The following is a 20,757-nucleotide window of genomic DNA, read 5'->3' on the forward strand; positions in this document are numbered from 1 at the left end:
TGCCCCATGCATATCACCGGGCTATCACTCAGCCGGGATGACGGAGCGATGAATTCGTACCGTTTGCGCACGAGACTGGCGCATGACGGTCGATACGGCCATGATTGCTGCGTGACTGGCCGCCATCGTCGACACCTGCCGTCCGCCGCGCGTTTCGCCGCGATCGTGGCCGGCGCGCTCGCCGTGGCCGGCGTGGTCGTCGGGGTGCGCGCCGGCGTCGGCCGGGTCGACGCCGCGGACTGCGCCACCCCCGTGCGGCTCACCGTGGCCGCGCCCCAGGAGATCGCCTCGGCCGTGCGCGCGAGCGCGGCCGAGTGGGCCCGCACGAAGGCCGCCGGCAAGAAGGGCTGCATCGCCGTCGACGTCCAGGCCCGGAGCGCGCCCGAGGTGGCCGCCGCCGTGAGCCGCGAGCAGCGCGTGACACTCGCCGGGGTCGGCACCGCCCAGGCCGCGGCCGTGCCCGACGTGTGGGTCGCCGACTCGGCCTCGTGGCTGCTCCGCCTGCGCACCGCCGCGCCGGCCTTCGCGTTCACCGAGGACGGCTCGCTGGCGCAGAGCCCCGTCGTCGTCGCGATGCCGGAGCCGATCGCGAAGGAGCTGGGCTGGCCCCGCAAGCAGCTCACCTATGCCGACCTGCTCACCGCGATGACCACGGACACCAGCGTGCGGCCCGGCACGGTCGACCCCAGCCGCGACGCCGCCGCCCTGTCCGGGCTGCTGGCCCTCGACGCCGCGGCCGCCACCCAGCCCCGCGCCGACGCCGCCGGCGCTGTCCTGCGTGCCCTCGCCACGGACGCCTCCACACTGCGCGAGGACCTCATGGCGCAGCTGCCGCAGTCCGACGACCCCGGCACACTGGCCGGCAGCCTCGGCCTGGCCGTCATGCCGGAGTATGACGTGGTCGCGTACAACTCCGACCAGCCGGCCGTCCCGCTCACGGCGCTGTACCTGACGCCGTCGCCGGCACCGCTGGACTACCCGTTCGCCGTGCTCCCGGGCGCCGACCCGGCCCACGCGGACGCCGCCCACCGGCTGTACGAACACCTCACGCAGAGCCCCGCGTTCCGCGAGCGGCTCGGCGTCGCGGGTCTGCGCTCCGCGGACGGCACCATCCCCACCGGCCTGCAGACCCCCACCGGGGCGCCGCGCGCCACCCCGCCGCCCGCCGACGGCGGCAGCGCGGCGGCTCCGAAGGTCGACGACGCCGCCATCAACCGCACGCTGGCCGCCTGGTCCGCGGTGGTCGCACCGGCCCGGGCCCTGGCCGTCGTGGACGCCTCGAAGAGCATGAGCACCCCGGTCCCGTCGGCCCGCAACGCCACCCGCATGCAGGTCAGCCTCGCCGCGGCGAAGGGCGGCCTCAAGCTCTTCGGCGACGACTGGCAGCTCGGCCTCTGGATGTCGGCCGCCGGCCTCGACACGAACGGCAACCACCGCGAGCTCGTCCCCGTCCGCCCGCTGCGCGACAACCGCGGCGCCGTCGCCGCGGCCCTCGGCTCCATCCGGCCCAGCGGCGGCGACGGCGCCCTCTACCGCACGATCGTCGACGGCTACCGCCAGCTCCGCGACGGCTGGCAGCCGGGCCGCGTCAACTCCCTCATCGTCCTCACCGACGGCGTCGGCGACGAGGAGATCACCCTCCCCGACCTGCTCCGCCAGCTCCAGGGTCTGCGCACCCAGGACCGCCCGGTCCAGATCATCATCGTCGGCCTCGGCGACGCGGTCGACAGACAACCCCTCGAACAGATCACCGACACCACGGGCGGCGGCGTCTTCGTCGCCGAGGACCCCGCCCAGATCGAGGCGGTCTTCCTGCAAGCCCTGTCCCTGCGAACAGCCACGCCCCGCTGACCACCGTCCCCCTGCGACGGACCGGGCCGGAACGCCGCGCAGGCGAGCTTCCCGGCCCGTTACGCGGCCCGGGCGAGCTCCCGGCCCGGCCGCAGGTCGGTCGCGAGGCTTCTCGCCTGCGCGCGGATCTCCGGCACCGCCGTCGTCTCCCATTGGGTGCCGCGCCGCAGCGGGCCGATCAGCCAGAGCCGGTCGTGGGCCCGGCCGTCCGCGGCGACCACCCGGCCCCGGGGGTCGACGGCCAGGCCGAGGTGGTGCGGACCGGGTGTGGCCAGCCCGGATTGCAGCAGCCCGCCGACCAGCGGTCCCGCGCTGCCCGGGAGCCGGCCCGGTCCCGCGCAGTTGACCACGGCGGCGTAGTCGGCGAGGCCCGGCCAGGCGGCCACCCCGCCGCGGCGGATCTCCAGCAGGCCCGCCTCGCGCAGGGCGACCACCCGGGCGGCGACCTGCGGGGCCATGCGGTGCCGGTGACATTCCCACGTACGGGCGAGGTGCCGCAGGAAGGCGTCCTGGTCGTCGGCGGTGAGGGCGGTCCACAGGCGATCGAGGTACGGCCGCATCCCGTCCACGACCGGACGCCAGTCCCCTGCCTCGACGGCGGCCGCGCGTACGGCCCGGACGACGTCACGCAGCGTGGCGCAGTCGTCCAGCGCCGGCGCGGCGGGCGGTGCGGCGTCGACGGTGTGGGTCAGCGGGAGGAGGCCGCGACGGCTGACCGCGACGACCGGGGCGGTGCGCCGGCCGTCCGCGGTGAGGGTGAGGGCGACGTCGACGGCGGTCAGGCCGGTTCCCACGAGCAGCACCGGGCGGTCGGGCGGGAGGTCGTCCAGCACATCGGGCCGCCAGGGGTCGTCGATGTAGTGCGGGTGCCCCAGCCGTTGCCGGGCCACTGCGGGACCGCCGGTGGCGAGGACGATGTGGTCGGCCCGCAGCGCCGTACCGTCGTCCAGCACGACCGCGCCGCCGTCGGGGCCGGGAAGGACCCGCGCGGCCCGGGCCCGGCGAACGTCGGCCCGGCCCGGGTGGGCGGCCAGGGCATCGTCGAAGACGGTACGCAGATAGCGCCCGTACTCACGGCGCGGCCGGAACTCGCCGGGCGCCGCGCCGGACCAGCGCGCGAAGTGGCCGGGGTCGTCCGGGTCGGCGCTCATCGCCCCGGCCCGGGAGTTGAGCAGATGCCAGGGCCGGGCGGGGCCGTACGCGACACCGCCGCCGGGCTCCCCCGGCTCCACGAGCAGGACATCGTCCGCACCGTTCTCGAGGAGCTCCCGCGTCACCAGGACACCGGAACAGCCCCCGCCCACCACCGCCACCGTACGCCGCATGCCGTCCCCCATCTCCTATCGGCACGATAGGCGAGCCAGGGGTTTGACGCCAGGGAGCCACGCCGCCACCTTGAGGGAGAGGCGCAATCGGATCGGCCGAAAAGCGGGAACAGCGCACACGGACGCGGCCACCCCACGAAGGCCAGGGGCAGCGCAAGCAGACCACGACGCGAGCACGACACGGCGCAGGCAACGTCAGACGACGGCCGGCCCACCGGCGGGCAGCGACCCGTCACCCACCGCCGTCCCGGCGCACCGGCCGGCGCGGGCAACCCGCCGGCCCAACCAGGCGGAGGCCGCGCGTTCGATGCCGCGCACGAGCCGGCCCCGCGACAGGACCGGCCGACGCGACAGAACCCGCCGATGCGGCGTCAGGATTCGTCGATGGTGATGGCGGCTTCCTCGGAGAGGCGGTAGCCCACCCCGTACACCGTCGTCACGATGTCGGGGTCGCCGAGCTTGGTGCGCAGCCGGCTGACGTGCACGTCCACCGTGCGCACCGTGGTGTGGGTGTGGCCCCAGACGTGGCCGAGCAGCTGGCTGCGGCTGAAGACCTGGCGGGGGTGCTGGGCCAGGAAGAGCAGGAGTTCGTACTCGAGCCGGCTCAGGTCGAGGACTTGGCCGTCGAGGGTGACCGTGCGGGGGCGGGGCGAGAGGCGGAGGCCGCGGGCTGCCGGCGTTTCCGCCTCGGCCGGCGGGGTGGGCGCGTCGAGGGCGATGCCGGCGCCGGTGCCGGCCGCGGCGAGGAGGTCACGCAGGGCGGCCAGGACGCGTTCGCTCTCCTCGGACCCGGGTGCGCCGAGCGTGATGGTGACGGTCACCGAGGACGCGGGGTCGGCCGGGAGGGCTCGCACGCGGGCGGCGCGGGGGCGGCCCGCGGGGCCCCGGCGGGCGGGGGCGGTGCGGCTGAGGGACAGATCGGCGACGGCGAGAACGGACATGGTCGGCCTCCGGAGGGTTTCACCGCAGCCGGATCTCGGCGGCGGCTGAAGAATACTTCTCCCATGTGCGGGATAGGTTTATAGACACATCGCGGCGCGCGGAAGATCATGCAGAAGGGGTACCAGCGGGGACTCAGCCGGCGCACCTAAAGGATCAGCAGCCGCGACACCGGGCGCTCGCGCACCGGAGGAGATCGATGGCGAGGCGGGACGTCAGTCTTGCGTCGCGCAACTGCATAGGTGCGATCCTTCTCGCTCCGTCGGCCCCGGTCAAAACAAATCCACGATGCGGGAGTATTTTCCACCGAAAACAAAAAGCGAGCGCGCCGCCACCCGAAAAGGTGACGGCGCGCACATTTGACATTTTGTTCATGGCCGTTTCATGCGGCGATCGCCAGCCGTTGCGCATCCCGGCGGGTGACCTCGGCGGGTACGGCCGGGATCAGCTCGCGGCCGTGGTCGATGGCGTCGTCCAGCGGGTCGTAGCCGCGGATCAGGAACGTCGTCACACCGAGCTCGTGGTAGTCCGGGAGCGCCTGCGCCACCGTCTCCGGAGTGCCCGCCAGGGCGGTCGAGTTGCCGGCCGCGCCGCTCGCCTTGGCGGTCGCCGTCCACAGCGCGCGGTCGTGCCGGTCGCCGGTGGCCGCCGCGGCGAACAGGCGCTGGGAGCCGACGTTCGCCGGGTTGTCGCGGTCGCCGTTGCGGACGAGGCCGACCTGCCCGGGTCCGAGGCGCTCGCCGGCGGGTACGCCGCCGCACTCGCCCGCTGACTGGCCCTGACCTGGCACGATCGCCGGCATGGGAATGGACATCGTCACGGTCGTCGTCCTCGGTGCGCTGCTGCTCGGGTTGATCCTGCTCGCCGCCGGGACGGCCGGCATCGAGCGGCGCGAACGGCAGCGCATCGCGGCCCGCCTCGCCACCATCGAGAACAAGCTCGACGCTGTCGTCGCCCACCTCGGCGCGGCCGTCCCCGAACCGTCCTACCCCGAGGTCGAGGGGCTGCTGCGAGACGGCCGGCTGATCGAGGCGGTGCGGGCGTACCGCGCGGACACGGGCGCCGACCTGCTCACGGCGAAGCAGGCGGTCGACGCGATCGCCGCCCGCCTGCGGCCTTGACCGGGGGGAATTGCGGACCGGGCCGGCGCGTTCGCCGGCGTGCGAGGTGACCATGAAGGTTCGCAACTCGCTGCGGTCGCTGAAGGCCGAGCCCGGTCCGTCGTGACCCGCCGCCGGGGCCGGATGGTCGTCGTCAACCGCGGGAACCCGCGCTGGAACGGCCGTCAGGGCTGACCCGCGATACCGTCGGAGCGATGCCGGGGACCCGCCGCCACGGGTCCCCGGTCTTCTTCTTCCCCGGAACCCGGCACACTGTGCCGATGGAACCCCGGATTCACCCCGTTGCCGCCCCGGACGGCGTGACGCTCACGGTCGAGGAGTACGGCCGCCCGGGCCCCCGCGCCTCGATCGTCTTCCTGCCCGCGCTGGGCGTACCGCTGGCGTACTACCGCAGGTTCTTCGACGCCTGGGCCGCGCGGGGCCGGCATCTCGTCGGGGTGGAGCTGCGCGGCATGCCGCAGAGCCCGGTCGCGGACCTGCGCCGGGCCTCCTTCGGGTACGCCCACCTCGTCCGCGAGGACCTGCCTGCGGTGTTCGCCGGCCCCGCCGTCGCGACCGCCCAGCGGGTCGTCCTGGCCGGGCACAGCCTCGGTGGCCAGCTCGCGTTGCTGTCCGGCGCGGTCGGCAGCGTACGGCCCGACGCCGTGGTCACCCTGGGGACCGGGACGAGCTCCACCGCCGCCCGGCGCAGCCGCCTCGGCCGGGTCCGCCGCGCCGCCGGGGTCCGGTTCGTCGGGGCGGTCACGTGCTCGCTGGGCTACTGGCCGGGGCACCGGCTCGGGTTCGCCGGGCGGCAGCCGCGCACGCTGATGGCCGACTGGGGCTACGAGGCCCGGTACGGCCGCTACCGCCTGCACGGGGACCGCACCGACTACGAGGCAGCCCTCGCCACGCTCGACGTACCGGTCCTGCTGGCGGGCATCGCCGGGGACCGGATGATCCCCTCGGCCGCCGTGGACCATCTGGCCCGCCGGCTGCCCGGGCACGTCGACCGCGCCCGGATCGAGGCCGTGCCGGATCACTTCCGGTGGGCCCGCACCGCCCCGGACGAGGTGATCGAGGCCGTCGAGTCGTGGCTCGCCGGCCAGGAGCTCTAGGGACGGGCGCAGAGCGCGAGGCGTACCCGGTTGGGGCTGCCGGTCTTGGCCATCAGGCTGGTGATGTGCGTCTTGACCGTCGTCACTCCGATGTGGAGCCGCTCGGCGATCTCCGTGTTCGACAGGCCCTCCGCGACCAGGTTCAGCACGTCCCGTTCGCGAGCGGTCAGGCCGGCCACGGGCTGCGGCTGCTCGGCCCGGGCGTGCACCGCCCGCTGGACCAGGCGGCGCAGCACGTCCTGGCTGAACGGGCTGTCGCCGGCCGCCGCGCGACGGATGCCGTCGAGCAGTTCCGCCGGTGGCGCGTCCTTGAGCAGGAAGCCGCACGCCCCCGCGGTGAGCGCCGGATACAGGTGGTCGTCGTCGCCGAAGGTGGTCAGCACGAGCACCCGGGTGGCGGGGCGCGCGGCCAGGACGCGCCGGGTCGCGGTGATGCCGTCGACGCCGGGCATGCGCAGGTCCATGACGATGACGTCGGGCGTGAGCCGGGCGGCCAGCTCGATGGCGTCGCGGCCGTCGGCCGCCTCGCCCACCACGGCCAGATCCGCCTCCGCCTCGCAGAGCATGCGCAGCCCGGCCCGGATCAGCGGCTGGTCGTCCACCAGCAGCACCCGGATCACGCCGCCCCCTCGGCCGTTCCGGCGACCGGCGCCGCCGGCAGCACGGTCTCCACCCGCCACCCGTCCCCGCACGGTCCCGCGGTCAGCCGGCCGCCGAGCACCTCGACCCGTTCCCGCATCCCGGTCAGGCCGTGCCCGCCCCCGGGCAGCCCGGGCGCCACCCCGCCGCCGTCGTCCGTGACCGACCACACCACGTCACCGCCGGCCACCGCGACGCGGACCCGGGCCCGCGCGGACGGTCCGGCGTGCCGGGCCACGTTCGTCAGCGCCTCCTGCGTGAGCCGCAGCACGGCCATGCCACGGACGGCGTCGATGGATCCCACCTCCTCGTCGATGTCGCTGTCGACCGTCAGCCCCGCCTGTTCCGCCGTCGAGACGGCCGCGGCGAGGGCCGCGGGCAGGTCCGCCGGGCCGATCGCCGTGAGCGCCGCGTCGGTACGCACCGAGGGGTCCCGCAGCACCGCGACCAGCCGCCGCAGGTCCGCCAGCGCCGCCGTACCCGTGGCGTGCACGTCGTCGAAGACCGCGGCGACCCGCGGGTCGAGCCCCGGCAGCACGTGCCGGGCCACGCCGACCCGGAGCACCATCGACGCCACGTGATGGGCGACCACGTCGTGCAGTTCCCGGGCGATGGCGCTGCGCTCGCCGGCCTGGGCCGCCCGGGTCTCCGACTCGTGCTGCCGGCGCTCGGCCGCCGCCTTCGCCTCCGCCTGCAGCGCCAGCTCGCGGGTGGTCCGGATGACCAGTCCCAGCAGCACCGGCAGGCCGACCACCACGGTCAGGCCGGCGATCGGCGCCAGCCATCGCTGCGGGCCGCGGGCGTACCCGTCGACCAGGTAGATCGTGGCGACCATGCCGGCGCCGCCCCACAGCAGCAGCTGCCGCGGGGCCCACATCGCCAGCTCCAGCAACGCCCAGCCGGTGCCCACCTGGTTGATCAGCGGGTCGCCGAGCAGGACGAGCGCGGCGACCAGCAGCGCCGACTGCACCAGCAGGTTCGCCACGCGCAGGCGGTGCAGGGCGAGCGCCGCGGCGAAGGCGGTCCCGGCGAGGATCCACTGCGTGGTGGTCGGCGAGCGGCCCGGCGTGCTGAAGACCAGGTAGAACACGCCGCTGAGGTCGAGCAGCAGCATCCGCACGAACGAGTCCCGAGCGTCGAACAGCCGCGTCACCCAACCCACGACGACCACCCTAGGCTGCCGGTCACGCGGCCAGGGTCAGCTCTGGCCGCCGGGACCGGATCACGGCCGTGGCGGCCACCGCGGTCCCCGCAGCAAGCGCCGCGAACGCCGCGACCGTGAGGGCGTCCGGGCGCAGCAGGGGCTGGCCCCGCAGCGCCTGCCACGTGAGCAGCAGCGTCAGCACGCCGTACGCGGAGCCGCCGACGGCGAGCAGCCGCAGCCGGGTCGCCTCGTCGAAGCGGCGGCCCAGGGACAGGGCCAGCAGCGGCAACACCTGCAAAGCGTGCAGGCCGACGAAGTGGCCGATCCGCAGGTCTCCCCCAGCCGTGCTCCAGCCGGTCAGCGGCAGCCCCGGCCCGCCGTCGGCCACCCCGACGCTGTGCGCCATCCGGGACTGCGTCATGGGTGCGGCCACGAGCATCCCCAGCAGCGTCAGCCCGAGCCCCCATCGGATGGCGTGCGCGGCGGGACGGTCGGCGATGCGGGCGCGCAGGACGACGAAGCCGATCAGCAGGTGCGCGGCGAACAGCACCATGATCGCGATGCCCATGAGGCTCCACAGCGCCGCGTTGAGCGGGGTGGTCGTGTTGTAGTGGCTGGTGGTGCCGCGCAGCACCTGCCCGACGATGACGACCATCTCCGCCACGCTCGCCGCGACGACGACCGTGGCCGCCCGCTCGGCGGTCCGGCTGCGGCGCGGCAGCAGCGACAGCATCCACGCGAGCGTGGTGGCGTACAGGGTGAACGAGACGGCGAACTTGAACGGTTTCGCCCAGATCGGCATGCCGGTCAGGACCCGGGGATCGGCGACGATGCCGACCGCGGCGACCACGACGAGCACCGCCATGGCGGCGGCGAAGACCATCAACGGGCGGTGCAGACGCAGCAGGGAAGTCATACCGCCGATGCTGTCCGGCGCGCCGCGCGGTTTCGCCCGACCGGGAGCCCGTCCGGTACTCCCAGCGGCCCGGGCTCCTCCTCCCGCGGTAGGAGGCCCCGGACGCCATACTGTGCGGCGTGAACGAGGTCGTGTTTCCCCGCGGTGCGGACGGTCGGCGCAGCAGCTCGGAGCTGGGACGCGCGGTGGTGGCCGATGCCCTGCGGGCCGCCGACCCGGCGGCCGCCGACGCCGCGGCCGCCGAACGCGACTGGCGTACGGGCTATCTGCGGCACTTCCGGGCGTTGGTGGAGGCGGGGCTGGACGGCGGGTACGCGATCGCCGCGGCCGGCCTCGAGTCGGTGCGCCGGCGGATGGTCGTCGAGCAGCCGGGCGGTGAGGTGCCGCTGGGGTCGGTGTTCGAGGCCGGCGGCGAGCCGCCCGCCACGGTGACCGTCACGGGTGAGGGGAAGCCCGAACGTGAGCTGGCCGTGCCGTGGCGCGGGGAGGTGCTGCGGGGCGACGCGCTGCTCCGGCGGCTCGACGCCTGGGTGACGGCGGGCAGCATCGAGGCCTCGTGCGCCGAGATGGTCCGCGAGGTGATGGCCAACCCGGACTGGCTCGACCTCTCCGGCCACCGGCTCGTCGTGCTGGGCGCCGGAGCGGAGATGGGACCGCTGCCGGCCGCGCTCGGCTGGGGCGCCACGGTCGTGGGCATCGACCTGCCCCGGCCCGAGCTGTGGGCGCGGGTGGCCGCCACGGCGCGCCGCGGCGCCGGGACGCTGATCGCGCCCGGCGCCTCCGTGGAGACCGCCGGGGTGGATCTGCTCGGTGGGCTGCCCGGGGTCGCGCGGTGGTTGCTCGACATGCCGGGGCGGCTGGTGCTGGGCAATTACGTGTACGCGCCCGGCGCGGCGTACGCCCGGCTGGCTGCGGCTGTGGACGCTGTGGCCGTACATGTGATGGCGGAACGACCCGAAACGGCGCTGGCGTTCCTCGCGACCCCGACCGACGTCTTCGCCGTGCCCGGCGATGCCGTGGCGCATGCCACGGCGCGTTTCCGCGACCGTTCGCGGGCCGCCCGCCTCGCCCACCTGTTCTCCGCGGAGCGGCTGCTCACCCCGAACTATCCGGACGGCGCGGACCCGGGTATCGCCGACAGCCTCGTGCCGCAGCAGGGCCCGAACTACGCGCTCGCCAAGCGGATCCAGCGCTGGCGGGCGGCGGTGGCCCGGCAGGCCGGCGCGACGGTCAGCCTCTCCGTCGCGCCGCCCACCCGGACCCGGTCGGTGACGAGCAACCGGCTGCTGGCTGCGGCGTACGCGGGCGCGCACCTGTTCGGGGTGGAGGTGTTCGAACCGGCCACCAGCAACCGGCTGATGGCGGCGCTCCTCGTGCACCAGCTGCGCAATCCGCGGACGGCGGCGCCGCAGACCTGGAAGGACGAGGCCTTCGGCGCGGCGCACGGCGGGCTCTGGCGGACCGCCTACCAGCCGCGTTCCGCGCTCGGGCTGGCAGCGCTGCGCGGTCTCCCGGCGGCCGTCCGATGAGGACGGCCGGTCACCAGGGGATCTCGCCGTCGTCGTCGAAGTAGCCGCCGGTCGGGCCGTCGTCGGGCAGGGTGGCGAGCCGGATCGCGATCGCCGCGCCCTGTTCCGGGGTACGCACGCCGCTGAAGCCGTTCAGGTCGGTCGCGGTGTAACCCGGGCAGGCCAGGTTGATCAGGATGTTCGTGTCGCGCAGCTCCTTGGCGTACTGCACGGTGACGGCGTTGAGGAAACTCTTGGACGGCGAGTAGGCGGCCGCGATCGGTCCCGTCTCGGCGCCGGGGGTGGTCTGCCGGGTGATGGACCCGACGGTGCTGGACATGTTGACGATCCGGGGCGAGGCCGAGCGGCGCAGCAGCGGCAGCAGCGCGTTGGTGACCCGGATGACGCCGATCACGTTGGTCTCCACGACGGTCCGGATGATCGCCGGATCGACGACCGTCGGCTCCTGCGGCGCGATGCCGGTGATGCCCGCGTTGTTCACCAGGACGTCGAGGCGACCGGCCCGGTCCTCGATCAGCCGGGCCGCGGCGGTCACGCTCGCGTCGTCGGTGACGTCCAGCGGTACGCCGAAGACGTCGGCGCCGCCGGCCCGCAGCTTCGCCACCGCCGCCTCGCGTCGCTCCTCGTCGCGCGCCCCCACACCGACCTGCCAGCCGAGCGCACCGAGACCCGCCGCGATCTCGTACCCGATGCCCTTGTTCGCGCCGGTGACCAGCGCAATTGTTCGATCGCTCATGGGTTCGATCCTGTCCGCGCGCGGGCCGGCGACCAACACCGAACGGGTGGGCAGCGATACCCCAGGGGTATCGATCCGGGGCTACGATGGCGGCGTGGAGACGCGCGAGCTGCGATACTTCGTCGCCGTCGCCGAGGAGCTGCACTTCGGCCGGGCGGCGCAGCGGCTCGGCATCGCGCAGCCGCCGCTGTCCCGGGCGATCAGCAGGCTCGAACGGCGCCTCGGCGCGACACTGCTGGACCGCACCAGCCGCGCGGTGCACCTCACGGAGGCCGGAGCGGTGCTGCTGCGCGAGGCCCGCGCGGCGTTGGACGCGGTTGAGGCGGCCGAGCGCCGCACCCGCCGGGCCGCTCAGGCCGGGACCGGGACGGCCGGGGTGGTGCTGGCCACGAAGGCGGGCGCGGCCGGTGAGCTGCTGGCGAAGCTGCTGGATGCGTACGCCGCCGAGCCCGGCGCAGTTCCCGTCGACGTGCTGCTGTGCGGGGTCGGCGAGCAGGAGCGGCTGCTGCGCGACGGCCGGGCCGATGTGGCGCTGCTGCACCGGCCGTTCGACTCGATCGCCGGCTTCGACGCCGAGGAGCTGCGGACCGAGAGCCAGGTCCTGATCCTGCCGGCCGGTCATCCCCTGACCCGCCGCCCGCACGTTCGGATGGACGAGGCGACCGGCATCCCCGGGCTGCCGCTTCCCCGATGGCGCGGGCGGGACGGCACGTATCCGGACGGTCCCGGCCCCGAGGTGCGTGACCACGCCCAGCTGCTTCAGCTGGTCGCGCTCGGCCGGGCGGCCGCGGTGCTGCCCGAGTCGTGCCGCTCCCAGCTGCACGACGACCTGGCCACCGTGCCCGTGCTCGACGCGCCGACGGTCACCACGGTCATCGCGTGGCCGCCGCACAGCCGCTCCCGCGGGGTCGCCGGCCTCGTCCGGACCGCGACGCGACTCTAGATCTCAGGGTGGCCGAAAAGGCCGGGCAGGCCGCCGGTGTGCAGGAACACCACCCGGCCGGCCGGCGGGTTCGCACACAGGCCCGCGAAAGCGCGGCCCGTGTACGTCGGATCGAGGAACAAGCCCTCGGTCCGGGCGGCCAGGGCGAGCGCCGCCCGCACCGGATCGGTCAGCGTCGCATAGCCGGCACCCACCTGGGAGCCGTCGATGCGCAACACGGCCGGGTCCACGGGCCGTCCCATCTCGGCCAGCAGCGCGGCGACGGTTCCGCGTGGGTCGGGTAGGGCACCGGTGTCCACTCCGTACACCCGTTCCGGGCCGAGGTGCGCCACCAGGCCGGCCATCGTGCCGCCCGAGCCGAGCGCGACCACCACCGTGTCGAGCTCCGGCAGCTGGGTCAGCAGTTCCCGGGCGCAGTCGACGTACCCGCGGGCGGCGAACGCGGAGGTGCCGCCGAACGGGATCAGATAGCCGTCCTGCGCCGCGGCCACCTCGTCGAGGGGCGCGTCGCCGGCCCAGACGACCGTCGCGCCCGCGAGGTCGTCCAGGATGAGGTTGCCGCGGGGTTCCGCCGGAGGGTCACCGCGCAGGACGAGGGTGCAGCGCAGCCCGAGCCGGGCCGCCGCCGCCGCGGTGAGCCGGGCGTGGTTGGACTGCGGCGCGCCGGTGGTGACCAGCGTCGTCGCTCCCGCCCGCACCGCCTGCGCGCACGAGTACTGCAGCTTGCGGACCTTGTTGCCACCGCCGCCCAGGCCGGTCAGGTCGTCGCGTTTGATCCAGAGCTCGTCGAGGCCGAGCGCGACGGCGAGGCGCAGCGCCGGCTCGAGCGGCGTCGGCCACGTCCCCAGGGGGATCGGCGGGATGTCCACGACTGCCGAGCATAGGATGCCCGGCGTGCGACTGCGTGGTGTGCTGCTGGACCTCGACGGCACGCTCTTCGACCACGACTCCGCCGCCGACGCCGCTGTGCGGGCCTGGCTGCCCTCGCTCGGCCTGCCCGCGACCGACGAGGCGGTCGCGCGGTGGACAGCGCTGCAGGAGCCACACCTCGCGGCCTGGCGGGCCGGCACGATCAGTTTCGCGGAGCAGCGCCGTCGCCGGTTGCGCGACTTCTTCGGTACGGCCGGCAGCGACGCGGAACTGGATCACATGTTCGCCGGCTACCTGCGGCACTACGAGGCGGCGTGGCGCGCGTTCGACGACGCGGCGGACGCCCTGCAAATGATCGCGGCGGCCGGGCTGCGGACGGCGGTGCTGACGAACGGCTCCGCCGGGCAGCAGAACAAGAAACTGGCCCGTACGGGACTCGCCGCCCTGGCCGGCCCGGTGTTCACCGTGGACGACCTCGGCGTGGCGAAACCCGATCCCGAGGCGTTCCGGCGGGCGTGCCGGGGCTGGGGCCTGGCCCCCGGCGAGGTGCTCAGCGTCGGCGACAACCACGCGCTGGACGTGGTCGCCGCGCGCACCGCCGGGCTGCACGCCGCGCACCTGGACCGGCCGGGCCGGGGACCGCTCGGCGAGCCGTACCGCCTGAGCAGCCTGCGCGAGCTCAGCTCCTGCCCGCTCTGGCCTCGTTCGTCACCCCGTACGCGAGCGCCCCGGTCCGCTCGGGCGGGCAGATGATCCGAAGGTGCAGCACCGGGCCATCAAATCATCCCGCCGCCGTGGATCGGGCCCGAGGTGCCGGAGAGCCGCTCCCCCGTGCCGTGCCGGCGCAGCGCCACGATCTCCGCGGCCACGCTCACCGCGGTCTCCTCCGGCGTCCGGGCGCCGAGGTCCAGCCCGATCGGTGAGCAGAGCCGGCCCAGGGCGGCCGCGTCCAGCCCCGCCTCGCGAAGCCGCGCGAGCCGGTCGTCGTGCGTACGCCGCGAGCCCATCGCGCCCACGTACGCCAGCGGCAGCCGCAACGCGACCTGGAGCACGGGCACGTCGAACCTCGGGTCGTGGGTCAGGACGCAGACGACCGTACGCCCGTCCACCCGGCCCGCCGTGGCCTCGGCGGCCAGATAGCGGTGCGGCCAGCCGGTCACCACCTCGGCGGCGCCGGGGAAGCGCCGGGCGGTGGCGAACACCGGCCTGGCGTCGCAGACGGTGACGCGGTAGCCGAGGAACGAGCCGATCCGGGCGACCGCGGCCGCGTGGTCGGTGGCGCCGAACACCAGCATCCGTGCCGCCGGCGGGAACGACGTGACCAGCACGGCCGTCCCCGGCTCGAGGCGCACCAGACCGGTGTGACCGGCGGCCAGCAGGGCACGGCCGTTCTCCGCGGCGGCCGCGTCGATCGTGTCCCCGCCGAGCGATCCGTACCGCTCCCCCGGCGTCAGCACGAGGTGGTGGCCCCGAGCCGGACCCGCCACTCCGGTCAGCAGAGCCACCGGACGGTCTGCGGCCACCTCGGCCGCGAGCACGTCCACCTCCGGGAAGCCGGCTCGCTCCACGAACAGCTCGATCGTGCCGCCGCACGGCAGGCCCACCGCGAACGCGTCGTCGTCGGCGACGCCGAAGCGGACCGTACGCGGCTCGCCCGACTCCGCGACCTCACGGCACAGCTCGTAGACCGCGCCCTCCACGCAGCCGCCGGACACGCTGCCGAGCGCCGTACCGTCCGCGCGGACCAGCATCGCCGCGCCGGGCTGCCGGGGTGCACTGGACCAGGTGGCGGTCACGGTCGCCAGCCCGGCCCGCTCCCCCGCCCGCCAGGCGCCGGCCAGATCGCCCAGGAGTTCACGCATCGGCAACGTCGAGGTCGGTGTCGTCGGCCACGTCGCCGACCGGCACGACGCGGACCTGCTCGGCGTGGGCCCGCAGGTAGTCCCGGGCGCCACGGTCACCCGACGCGCTGCTGGCCGCGCCGGCCCAGTGGTCGCGGCCCAGCAGGACGGGATGCGAGCGACGGTCGGCGTACCCGCAGACGGCCAGGACCGACGGACCGGCGTACGCGGCCACGCGGCGTACCGCTGCGGGGGTGACGCCGGGCATGTCGACCAGCAGGACCACCGCCGCCTGGGCCGCCGTGCCGGCCAGCGCGTCCAGACCCGCCCGCAGCGACGACGCCAAGCCGGTGTCCCAGGCGGGATTCTCGACCAGGTCGAGGCCCGGCGCGGCGGCCCGGACCCGCTCGGCCTGCGCACCGATCACCACGACGGTGCGGTCGAGCCCGGCGGCCACGGCCGCCTCGGCGGCGCGCTGCACGAGCAGCCGGCCCTGCCACGGGACCAGCGCCTTGGGCATCCCGTACCGGCGCCCGGCGCCGGCGGCGAGGACCAGCCCGGCGATCTCCACCGGCCGAGCCTATCGGGCGTGACGGCATCCCGACTGAGAGCGACCGGACGGACCGGGGCCGCCTACCGTCGGGCCATGGAGACTGCCATCGCCGGTGCCGGACCCACCGGCCTGTACACGGCCGTCGCGCTCGCCCGGCGCGGGCACCGCGTCACGGTCGTCGACCGCGACGGCGGGCCGGCGCCGGACGGGACCTGGCAGCGGCGCGGGGTCATGCAGTTCCACCACCCGCACGGCGTACGCCAGCAGGTCGTGGAGGCGCTCGAGGCGGAGATGCCGGACGTACGGGACGCGCTGCTGGCCGCCGGGGCCACCGTGTCCCTGGTGCCCGCCGCGAACGGACGCCCGGCCATGGCCATCGGCCTGCGATGCCGCCGCAGCCTCTTCGAACAAGTCCTGCGCGGCACGGCCCGCACCCAGCCCGGCGTGACCCTCGTCCGCGGCCACGTCGACGACGTGCTGCGCTCGCGCGGCCGGGCCGCCGGATTGCGGGTGGACGGCCGCGAGCTCGGCGCCGAGCTGGTGATCAACGCCTCCGGCCGCTCCGGGCGTCTCGCCGACGACCTGCGCGCGCCCGGGGAGACCGCCGACTGCGGGCTGGCGTACGTGTCCCGCCACTACGCCTTGCGGCCCGGCGCCGAGCAGGGCCCGGTGAACAACCCGATCGGCCTGATGAACCGCTTCGCCGGATATCTGAGCGCGGTGTTCCTGCAGGACAACCGGACCGTCTCGGTGCTGCTCGCCCGGCGCAGCGCCGACCGCGAGCTCGCCGGGCTGCGGTCACCGTCGGCCTTCGAGGCGGCCGTGCGGCTCGTGCCCGGCCTCGACGCGTGGACCGATCCGGGGCGCAGCGAGCCGATCAGCCCGGTGCTGCCCGGCGGGCATCTGCACAACTCCTACCGGGGACAGCTGACCGAGCAGGGGCGGGTCGGGCTGCCCGGCCTCATCCACCTCGGCGACGCGGTGTGCACCACGAACCCCACCGCCGGACGGGGTATCGCCACCTCCCTCCTGCAGGCCCACCGGCTCGTCCGCACGCTCGGCACGGACGCCGAGGCGGCCGCCCTGGAGCTCGACGCCTGGTGCACCGGGTGGATCCGGCCCTGGTTCGACGACCACATGACCTGGGACCCCGACCAGGTGGCCCAGCTCGCCGGCGACGACGTCGGCCTCAGCCGCCCCCTCACCTCCGGACACATCGTCGCGGCCGCGGAGGCGGACTCGTCGCTGATGCGCGTCGTGGGGCCGTACCTGTCGATGACGGCGTTGCCGGCGACACTGGCGGAGGTCGAACCGGCGGCCCGCGCGATGTACGCGTCCGGCTGGCGGCCGCCGATGCCCGCCGGCCCGAGCCGCGACGACCTCGCCGACCTGATCCGGCGGACCACACCGGTCACCGTGTGACCATTGCTTCCCCGCCTTGGCCGCGGGAACGCAACCGCCGCAGCATGCGGGCGTCGCCGAAGCCGACCGCGCGGGCCGCCGCTTCCACCGTCGCGCCGTGGCCGATCAGGTGCTCCGCGTGCTCCAGCCGCAGCAGTTGCTGGTAGCGCAGCGGCGTCCGGCCGGTGGCCGCCTCGAAACGGCGGGTCAGGGTGCGTTCGCTGACTCCCGCCTGCGCCGCCAGGTCCGCCAGCGGCAGCGGCTCGGCGAAGCACGCGTCGATGCGGTCCTGGACGCGGTGCACGACGTCGCTGAGGTGGGCCCGGTGCCGCAGCATCGCGCTGGCCTGGTGGTCGTCGCCGTTGCGGCGGGCGTACACCACCATCTGGCGGGCCACCCGGGCCGCGGCGGCCGGGCCGTGCCGCACCGCGATCAGGTGCAGGGCGAGGTCGAGGCCGCTGGCGATGCCCGCCGAGGTGATGACGCGGTCGTCGGCCACGTACAGCACGTCCCGCACGACGGTGGCCCGCGGGTAGCGCCGGGCCAGCTCGTCCTGGACGTCGTGGTGGGTGGTGCAGCGGCGCCCGTCGAGCAGGCCCGCGCGGCCCAGCGCGTCGGCTCCCGCGCACACGCTCGCCACCGTGCCGCCCGACGCGTGGTGGGCCGCGATGCGCCGCAGCGAGTCGGGCTCGAGGTGGCCGCTGCCGGCGAGGTGCGGTGACCGCCAGCCCGGCACGACGATCAGGTCGGCCGGGCCCAGCTCCGGCCAGGTGGTGCAGGCGCGCAGCCCGACGCCCTGGTGGGTAGGGACATCGGGCTGCTCCGCGACGTACGCGAGGCGGTAGTCGTGCCCGAAGTCGGCCGCGGTGGAGAACACCTGCGCGGCACCCGCGAGGTCCAGCAGGTGCAGCTGCGGCACGAGGACGAACACGACCTGGGTCACGATCCGGTCAGCTCCCCGATCAGCTCGGCGACGGTGGTGACGGTGACGAAACGGCCGGCCAGCGCGTACTCGGTGCGGGCCACGACGTCCTCGGCCCTGAGCGTACGGGGGTCCGCCAGCAACTCCGCCACGGTCTGCTCGGCGGGGGCGTCCCGGTGCGGGATCGGGAAGGTGGCGGTGGCGTCGGTGACGAACGTGACGGCGTACCCGAGATCCGACCCGAGCCGCGCGGTGGTCTCCACGCACTGCTCCGTACGGATGCCGCACACCGTCAGGTGCCGTACGCCCCGCGCGGTCAGCATCTGCTGGAGGTTCGTGGTGGTGAACGCGTTGTGCGAGGTCTTCGTCAGGACGGGATCGCCGGGGCGGGGATCCAGCTCGCCGAGGACGCGCACGTGCCCGCTCGCCGGGTCGAACACGCCGCCGCTGCCCGGTTCGGCGTGCAGCACCCAGACGACGAGGTCGCCGGCGGCGCGGGCGGCCTCGACGAGACGCTGGACCCGGGTGGCGATGTCCGGGTTGTTCACCGCTTCCCAGAGCGGCCGGGCGCGAAAGGACTCCTGGACGTCGATGACGATGAGCGCGTTGGTCATGGGTCGATCCTCGCGGGCCGGCCGGCCGCCGCGGAAGACACGGACCGGCCCGCCACCGGACCGATCCGGTCAGCGGACGACGTCGTCGTTGGCGGAGCGCAGGGCGGCGAGGTCGTCGCGGGACGGCAGGCCTTCGCAGTCGCCGGGCAGCGTGACCGCCCACGCCCCGGCCGCGACCGCCGTCTCCAGCCGGGCTGCGGAGGCCGCTCCGGCGAGCCGGTCGGCCAGGTAGCCCGCGACGAACGCGTCGCCGGCCCCGACCGGGTGGACCACCGTCACGTCCAGGGCGGGCACCGTGAAGGTCTCCCCGCCGATCAGCGCGGTGCAGCCGCGCGGCCCGTCCTTGATGATCACCTCGGCCGGGCCGAGCTTCGCCAGGCCGGCCACCGGGGGCCCGTCGACGATGATCGCGGCCTCGTCCGGCCCGGCGAAGACGATGTCGGCCCGGGTGACGAGGTCGAGCAGGACCGGGGCGGCGTCGAAGCGGGACCACAGTTTCGCGCGGTAGTTGACGTCGACGCTGACCGGCACACCGGCGGCCCGGGCCGTCTCGACCGCCTGGAAGACGGCCGCGCGGGCCGAGTCGCTCAGCGCCGGGGTGATGCCGGTGACGTGCAGGATGCCCGCCGCGCGCAACGTGTCGACGGGGATGTCGGCCGGTCCGAGCCGGGAGCCGGCGCTGCCGGCGCGGTGGTAGTCGACGTGCTGGAGGGCGCCGGTGCGGCGGTGCCGGACCATCAGGCCGGTGAACGAGGGGTCGCGGATCACGACCGCGTCCACGCCCTCGGCGCGCAGCCGGCGCTCGATGAGGTCGCCGGTCGCGTCCGGGCCGACCCGGCCGATCCAGGTGGCGGGCGAGCCGAGGTGGGCCACGCCGATGGCCACGTTGCTCTCGGCCCCGCCGATGCCGAAGTGGAAGCCGCGGGCGTGCTCGAGCGGGCCGATGCCGTCGGCGGCGACCAGGCCCATGGTCTCGCCGAAGGTGAGCAGGCCGGTCATGAGCGCGCGTACGCGACCGCGTCGACCGCCCGGCGGGCCCGCTCGGCCAGCTCGGCGAGGCTGCCACCGGCGGCGGCGTCGCCGAGCAGCGGCCCGCCCAGCCCGACCGCCGCGGCGCCGGCGGTGAGCCAGGCCGCCACATCGGCGATCTCGATGCCGCCGGTGGGCATGATCCGCACCCCGGGCAGCGGCCCGTGCAGGTCCTTGAGGTAGCGCGGCCCGACCACCGCGGCCGGGAAGAGCTTGACCAGCGGCGCGCCGGTGCGGGCGGCGGCGAAGATCTCGCTGGGGGTGAACGCGCCGGGGTAGACCGGCACGTCGAATCCCTCGAGCCCCGGCACGGACACCGGCGACACCAGGAAGGCCGCGCCCGCGTCGATGCTCGCCTTGGCGTCGTCGGGGCTGAGCACCGTGCCGGCGCCGATCGCCACGTGCGCGGGCAGCCGGCGGCGCAGCCCGGCGAGGGCCTCGAGCGCCCCGCGGGAGGTGAGCGTCACCTCGAGCGCGGTGATGCCCGCCTCGACGAGCACGTCGCTGACGGCCGAGAAGGCGTCCGCGGCCGGCGCCCGCAGGACGGCGACCACCCCGCTCCGAACGATCGCCTCAGTTACCGACAAGTCCGACATGGACGCCTCCCCGAGCGAGTCCTGCACCGGACTCGATGATCCCCCCGCCGGGGCGAGATCACCCAGTGACGCTCGACTCGCGGGACGCCGACGACCCCCGGCGCAGGTACCCGCGCAGCGACCGCGGCGGCGCCGGCTCCGGCAGCGGCGGCGGGGTGACCTCGATGCCGAGCTCCTCCCGGATGGCCGCCTCCAGCTGCTGCATCACCAGCGGCACGTGGCCGAGCATCTCCCGCGGCGACTTGGCCGGGTCCACCCCGGGCGGCGGCGTGGGGCGGGTCGCGTACAACTTCTCCAGCAGCAGGTGCACCGCCAGCGCGGCGCTGCGGACCTGCCCCGACGCGAGCAACCGGACCTGCATCAGCGCCGGGCCGACCTCGTCCAGGTACGTGTACGGGCCGGGCATCGGCTGGCCGCCGTCCAGCGCGGCCCGCATCCGGTACGACGCCCGCTCGAACTGCGTCAGCAACGCCACGTACGCGTCGCGGCGCTCGGCGTACCAGCGCCGGGTGCGCTTGGCGCGGCTGCGCACGTAGTTGTCACGGGCGGACACCAGGAGGGTCGCACCCGCTCCGGCCAGGGCGAACACTGCGGCGACGAGGGGCAGCCCCCACCACGGGATCTCAGACACCCGACAACGGTAGCGACGCCCCGTCCGGCGGTCGCGGGCGTGCCCCCGATCGTGACCGGG

The 20,757-nt window shown here is 75.2% G+C and carries 23 protein-coding genes; 8 read left to right on the top strand and 15 right to left on the bottom strand.

From position 1 onward, the window contains the following. Window positions 1-111: 111 nt before the first annotated feature. Window positions 112-1,851, top strand: a complete 1,740-nt coding sequence (locus AB0K03_RS02730) for a VWA domain-containing protein (protein ID WP_364679516.1) — start codon at window positions 112-114, stop codon at window positions 1,849-1,851. Between the two features lie 59 nt (window positions 1,852-1,910). Here the strand turns inward: AB0K03_RS02730 and AB0K03_RS02735 are convergent, their stop codons facing one another. The 3 genes from AB0K03_RS02735 to AB0K03_RS02745 form a co-directional block, all read right to left on the bottom strand. Then, window positions 1,911-3,176 carry an FAD/NAD(P)-binding protein gene (locus AB0K03_RS02735; RefSeq protein ID WP_364679518.1) on the bottom strand — a complete coding sequence of 422 codons (1,266 nt, stop codon included), beginning with the start codon at window positions 3,174-3,176 and terminating at the stop codon, window positions 1,911-1,913. 371 nt (window positions 3,177-3,547) lie between these two features. Beyond that, entirely contained in the window at window positions 3,548-4,117 is a 570-nt protein-coding gene (locus AB0K03_RS02740; protein WP_364679521.1) for a winged helix-turn-helix domain-containing protein, read from the bottom strand. 380 nt (window positions 4,118-4,497) lie between these two features. Further along, entirely contained in the window at window positions 4,498-4,929 is a 432-nt protein-coding gene (locus AB0K03_RS02745) for an LLM class flavin-dependent oxidoreductase (protein ID WP_364680697.1), read from the bottom strand. Between AB0K03_RS02745 and AB0K03_RS02750 the strand changes: the two genes are divergently transcribed. The 3 genes from AB0K03_RS02750 to AB0K03_RS02760 all read left to right on the top strand — a co-directional run bounded on the left by AB0K03_RS02750 (window position 4,916) and on the right by AB0K03_RS02760 (window position 6,333). Next, on the top strand, window positions 4,916-5,236 hold the full coding sequence (locus AB0K03_RS02750) for a hypothetical protein (RefSeq protein ID WP_364679524.1): 321 nt from the start codon (window positions 4,916-4,918) through the stop codon (window positions 5,234-5,236). The two genes, AB0K03_RS02745 and AB0K03_RS02750, sit on opposite strands and share 14 nt — an antisense overlap. Window positions 5,237-5,359: 123 nt before the next feature. Beyond that, a complete protein-coding gene (locus AB0K03_RS02755) occupies window positions 5,360-5,410 on the top strand; it encodes a hypothetical protein (RefSeq protein ID WP_364680700.1) in 51 nt (16 codons plus the stop codon). An 86-nt stretch (window positions 5,411-5,496) separates the two neighbouring features. Next, window positions 5,497-6,333 carry an alpha/beta fold hydrolase gene (locus AB0K03_RS02760; RefSeq protein WP_364679526.1) on the top strand — a complete coding sequence of 279 codons (837 nt, stop codon included), beginning with the start codon at window positions 5,497-5,499 and terminating at the stop codon, window positions 6,331-6,333. On the opposite strand, the gene AB0K03_RS02765 is transcribed toward AB0K03_RS02760, so the two are convergent. Genes AB0K03_RS02765 through AB0K03_RS02775 form a run of 3 tightly spaced genes read right to left on the bottom strand, consistent with a single transcriptional unit; the run spans window position 6,330 to window position 9,032 of the window. Further along, complete coding sequence (locus tag AB0K03_RS02765; protein ID WP_364679528.1) at window positions 6,330-6,953, bottom strand: response regulator transcription factor; 624 nt, start codon at window positions 6,951-6,953, stop codon at window positions 6,330-6,332. The genes AB0K03_RS02760 and AB0K03_RS02765 overlap by 4 nt on opposite strands. Further along, window positions 6,950-8,134, bottom strand: a complete 1,185-nt coding sequence (locus AB0K03_RS02770; RefSeq protein WP_364679530.1) for a histidine kinase — start codon at window positions 8,132-8,134, stop codon at window positions 6,950-6,952. Before AB0K03_RS02770 ends, AB0K03_RS02765 begins: the two co-directional genes overlap by 4 nt. Window positions 8,135-8,156: 22 nt before the next feature. Continuing rightward, the gene (locus AB0K03_RS02775; protein ID WP_364679533.1) at window positions 8,157-9,032 is read right to left on the bottom strand and encodes a hypothetical protein; all 876 of its coding nucleotides are present in this window, start codon (window positions 9,030-9,032) and stop codon (window positions 8,157-8,159) included. Between the two features lie 119 nt (window positions 9,033-9,151). On the opposite strand from AB0K03_RS02775, the gene AB0K03_RS02780 reads away from it, so the two are divergent. Next, on the top strand, window positions 9,152-10,561 hold the full coding sequence (locus AB0K03_RS02780) for a hypothetical protein (protein ID WP_364679535.1): 1,410 nt from the start codon (window positions 9,152-9,154) through the stop codon (window positions 10,559-10,561). A 10-nt stretch (window positions 10,562-10,571) separates the two neighbouring features. Here the strand turns inward: AB0K03_RS02780 and AB0K03_RS02785 are convergent, their stop codons facing one another. Further along, window positions 10,572-11,297 (bottom strand): SDR family oxidoreductase, encoded by a 726-nt coding sequence (locus tag AB0K03_RS02785; RefSeq protein ID WP_364679537.1) that lies wholly within the window; start codon window positions 11,295-11,297, stop codon window positions 10,572-10,574. 94 nt (window positions 11,298-11,391) lie between these two features. On the opposite strand from AB0K03_RS02785, the gene AB0K03_RS02790 reads away from it, so the two are divergent. Further along, complete coding sequence (locus tag AB0K03_RS02790; protein ID WP_364679540.1) at window positions 11,392-12,240, top strand: LysR family transcriptional regulator; 849 nt, start codon at window positions 11,392-11,394, stop codon at window positions 12,238-12,240. On the opposite strand, the gene AB0K03_RS02795 is transcribed toward AB0K03_RS02790, so the two are convergent. Then, entirely contained in the window at window positions 12,237-13,109 is an 873-nt protein-coding gene (locus AB0K03_RS02795) for a pyridoxal-phosphate dependent enzyme (RefSeq protein WP_364679543.1), read from the bottom strand. The genes AB0K03_RS02790 and AB0K03_RS02795 overlap by 4 nt on opposite strands. 25 nt (window positions 13,110-13,134) lie before the next feature. Here AB0K03_RS02795 and AB0K03_RS02800 point away from each other — a divergent pair, with 25 nt between their 5' ends. Next, window positions 13,135-13,863: an HAD family hydrolase gene (locus tag AB0K03_RS02800; RefSeq protein ID WP_364679546.1), complete on the top strand. Its 729-nt coding sequence runs from the start codon at window positions 13,135-13,137 to the stop codon at window positions 13,861-13,863. 23 nt (window positions 13,864-13,886) lie between these two features. Here AB0K03_RS02800 and AB0K03_RS02805 read toward each other — a convergent pair whose 3' ends face one another. Continuing rightward, on the bottom strand, window positions 13,887-14,972 hold the full coding sequence (locus AB0K03_RS02805) for an XdhC/CoxI family protein (RefSeq protein WP_364679549.1): 1,086 nt from the start codon (window positions 14,970-14,972) through the stop codon (window positions 13,887-13,889). After that, window positions 14,965-15,522, bottom strand: a complete 558-nt coding sequence (locus tag AB0K03_RS02810) for a nucleotidyltransferase family protein (protein WP_364679551.1) — start codon at window positions 15,520-15,522, stop codon at window positions 14,965-14,967. Before AB0K03_RS02810 ends, AB0K03_RS02805 begins: the two co-directional genes overlap by 8 nt. 75 nt (window positions 15,523-15,597) lie before the next feature. Between AB0K03_RS02810 and AB0K03_RS02815 the strand changes: the two genes are divergently transcribed. Next, the gene (locus AB0K03_RS02815; protein WP_364679553.1) at window positions 15,598-16,926 is read left to right on the top strand and encodes an FAD-dependent oxidoreductase; all 1,329 of its coding nucleotides are present in this window, start codon (window positions 15,598-15,600) and stop codon (window positions 16,924-16,926) included. Here the strand turns inward: AB0K03_RS02815 and AB0K03_RS02820 are convergent. The 5 genes from AB0K03_RS02820 to AB0K03_RS02840 all read right to left on the bottom strand — a co-directional run bounded on the left by AB0K03_RS02820 (window position 16,916) and on the right by AB0K03_RS02840 (window position 20,697). Then, window positions 16,916-17,848 (bottom strand): DJ-1/PfpI family protein, encoded by a 933-nt coding sequence (locus tag AB0K03_RS02820; RefSeq protein ID WP_364679555.1) that lies wholly within the window; start codon window positions 17,846-17,848, stop codon window positions 16,916-16,918. The genes AB0K03_RS02815 and AB0K03_RS02820 overlap by 11 nt on opposite strands. Then, window positions 17,845-18,441, bottom strand: a complete 597-nt coding sequence (locus tag AB0K03_RS02825) for a cysteine hydrolase family protein (RefSeq protein ID WP_364679558.1) — start codon at window positions 18,439-18,441, stop codon at window positions 17,845-17,847. The genes AB0K03_RS02820 and AB0K03_RS02825 overlap by 4 nt, the downstream gene beginning before the upstream one ends. Before the next feature lie 69 nt (window positions 18,442-18,510). After that, entirely contained in the window at window positions 18,511-19,440 is a 930-nt protein-coding gene (locus AB0K03_RS02830; protein ID WP_364679561.1) for a sugar kinase, read from the bottom strand. After that, a complete protein-coding gene (locus tag AB0K03_RS02835; protein ID WP_364679564.1) occupies window positions 19,437-20,066 on the bottom strand; it encodes a bifunctional 4-hydroxy-2-oxoglutarate aldolase/2-dehydro-3-deoxy-phosphogluconate aldolase in 630 nt (209 codons plus the stop codon). The genes AB0K03_RS02830 and AB0K03_RS02835 overlap by 4 nt, the downstream gene beginning before the upstream one ends. 58 nt (window positions 20,067-20,124) lie before the next feature. Continuing rightward, window positions 20,125-20,697 carry a hypothetical protein gene (locus AB0K03_RS02840; protein ID WP_364679567.1) on the bottom strand — a complete coding sequence of 191 codons (573 nt, stop codon included), beginning with the start codon at window positions 20,695-20,697 and terminating at the stop codon, window positions 20,125-20,127. Window positions 20,698-20,757 lie beyond the last annotated feature (60 nt).

The organism is Actinoplanes sp. NPDC049316 (genome assembly GCF_040677315.1).
GTDB lineage: Bacteria > Actinomycetota > Actinomycetes > Mycobacteriales > Micromonosporaceae > Actinoplanes.

Coding starts and splice junctions, on each gene's coding strand:
- AB0K03_RS02745 (WP_364680697.1), bottom strand. CDS start 4,929: ATGTCCATTCCCATGCCGGCGATCGTGCCAGGTCAGGGCCAGTCAGCG.
- AB0K03_RS02750 (WP_364679524.1), top strand. CDS start 4,916: ATGGGAATGGACATCGTCACGGTCGTCGTCCTCGGTGCGCTGCTGCTC.
- AB0K03_RS02760 (WP_364679526.1), top strand. CDS start 5,497: ATGGAACCCCGGATTCACCCCGTTGCCGCCCCGGACGGCGTGACGCTC.
- AB0K03_RS02735 (WP_364679518.1), bottom strand. CDS start 3,176: ATGCGGCGTACGGTGGCGGTGGTGGGCGGGGGCTGTTCCGGTGTCCTG.
- AB0K03_RS02785 (WP_364679537.1), bottom strand. CDS start 11,297: ATGAGCGATCGAACAATTGCGCTGGTCACCGGCGCGAACAAGGGCATC.
- AB0K03_RS02740 (WP_364679521.1), bottom strand. CDS start 4,117: ATGTCCGTTCTCGCCGTCGCCGATCTGTCCCTCAGCCGCACCGCCCCC.
- AB0K03_RS02835 (WP_364679564.1), bottom strand. CDS start 20,066: ATGTCGGACTTGTCGGTAACTGAGGCGATCGTTCGGAGCGGGGTGGTC.
- AB0K03_RS02825 (WP_364679558.1), bottom strand. CDS start 18,441: ATGACCAACGCGCTCATCGTCATCGACGTCCAGGAGTCCTTTCGCGCC.
- AB0K03_RS02775 (WP_364679533.1), bottom strand. CDS start 9,032: ATGACTTCCCTGCTGCGTCTGCACCGCCCGTTGATGGTCTTCGCCGCC.
- AB0K03_RS02830 (WP_364679561.1), bottom strand. CDS start 19,440: ATGACCGGCCTGCTCACCTTCGGCGAGACCATGGGCCTGGTCGCCGCC.
- AB0K03_RS02815 (WP_364679553.1), top strand. CDS start 15,598: ATGGAGACTGCCATCGCCGGTGCCGGACCCACCGGCCTGTACACGGCC.
- AB0K03_RS02805 (WP_364679549.1), bottom strand. CDS start 14,972: ATGCGTGAACTCCTGGGCGATCTGGCCGGCGCCTGGCGGGCGGGGGAG.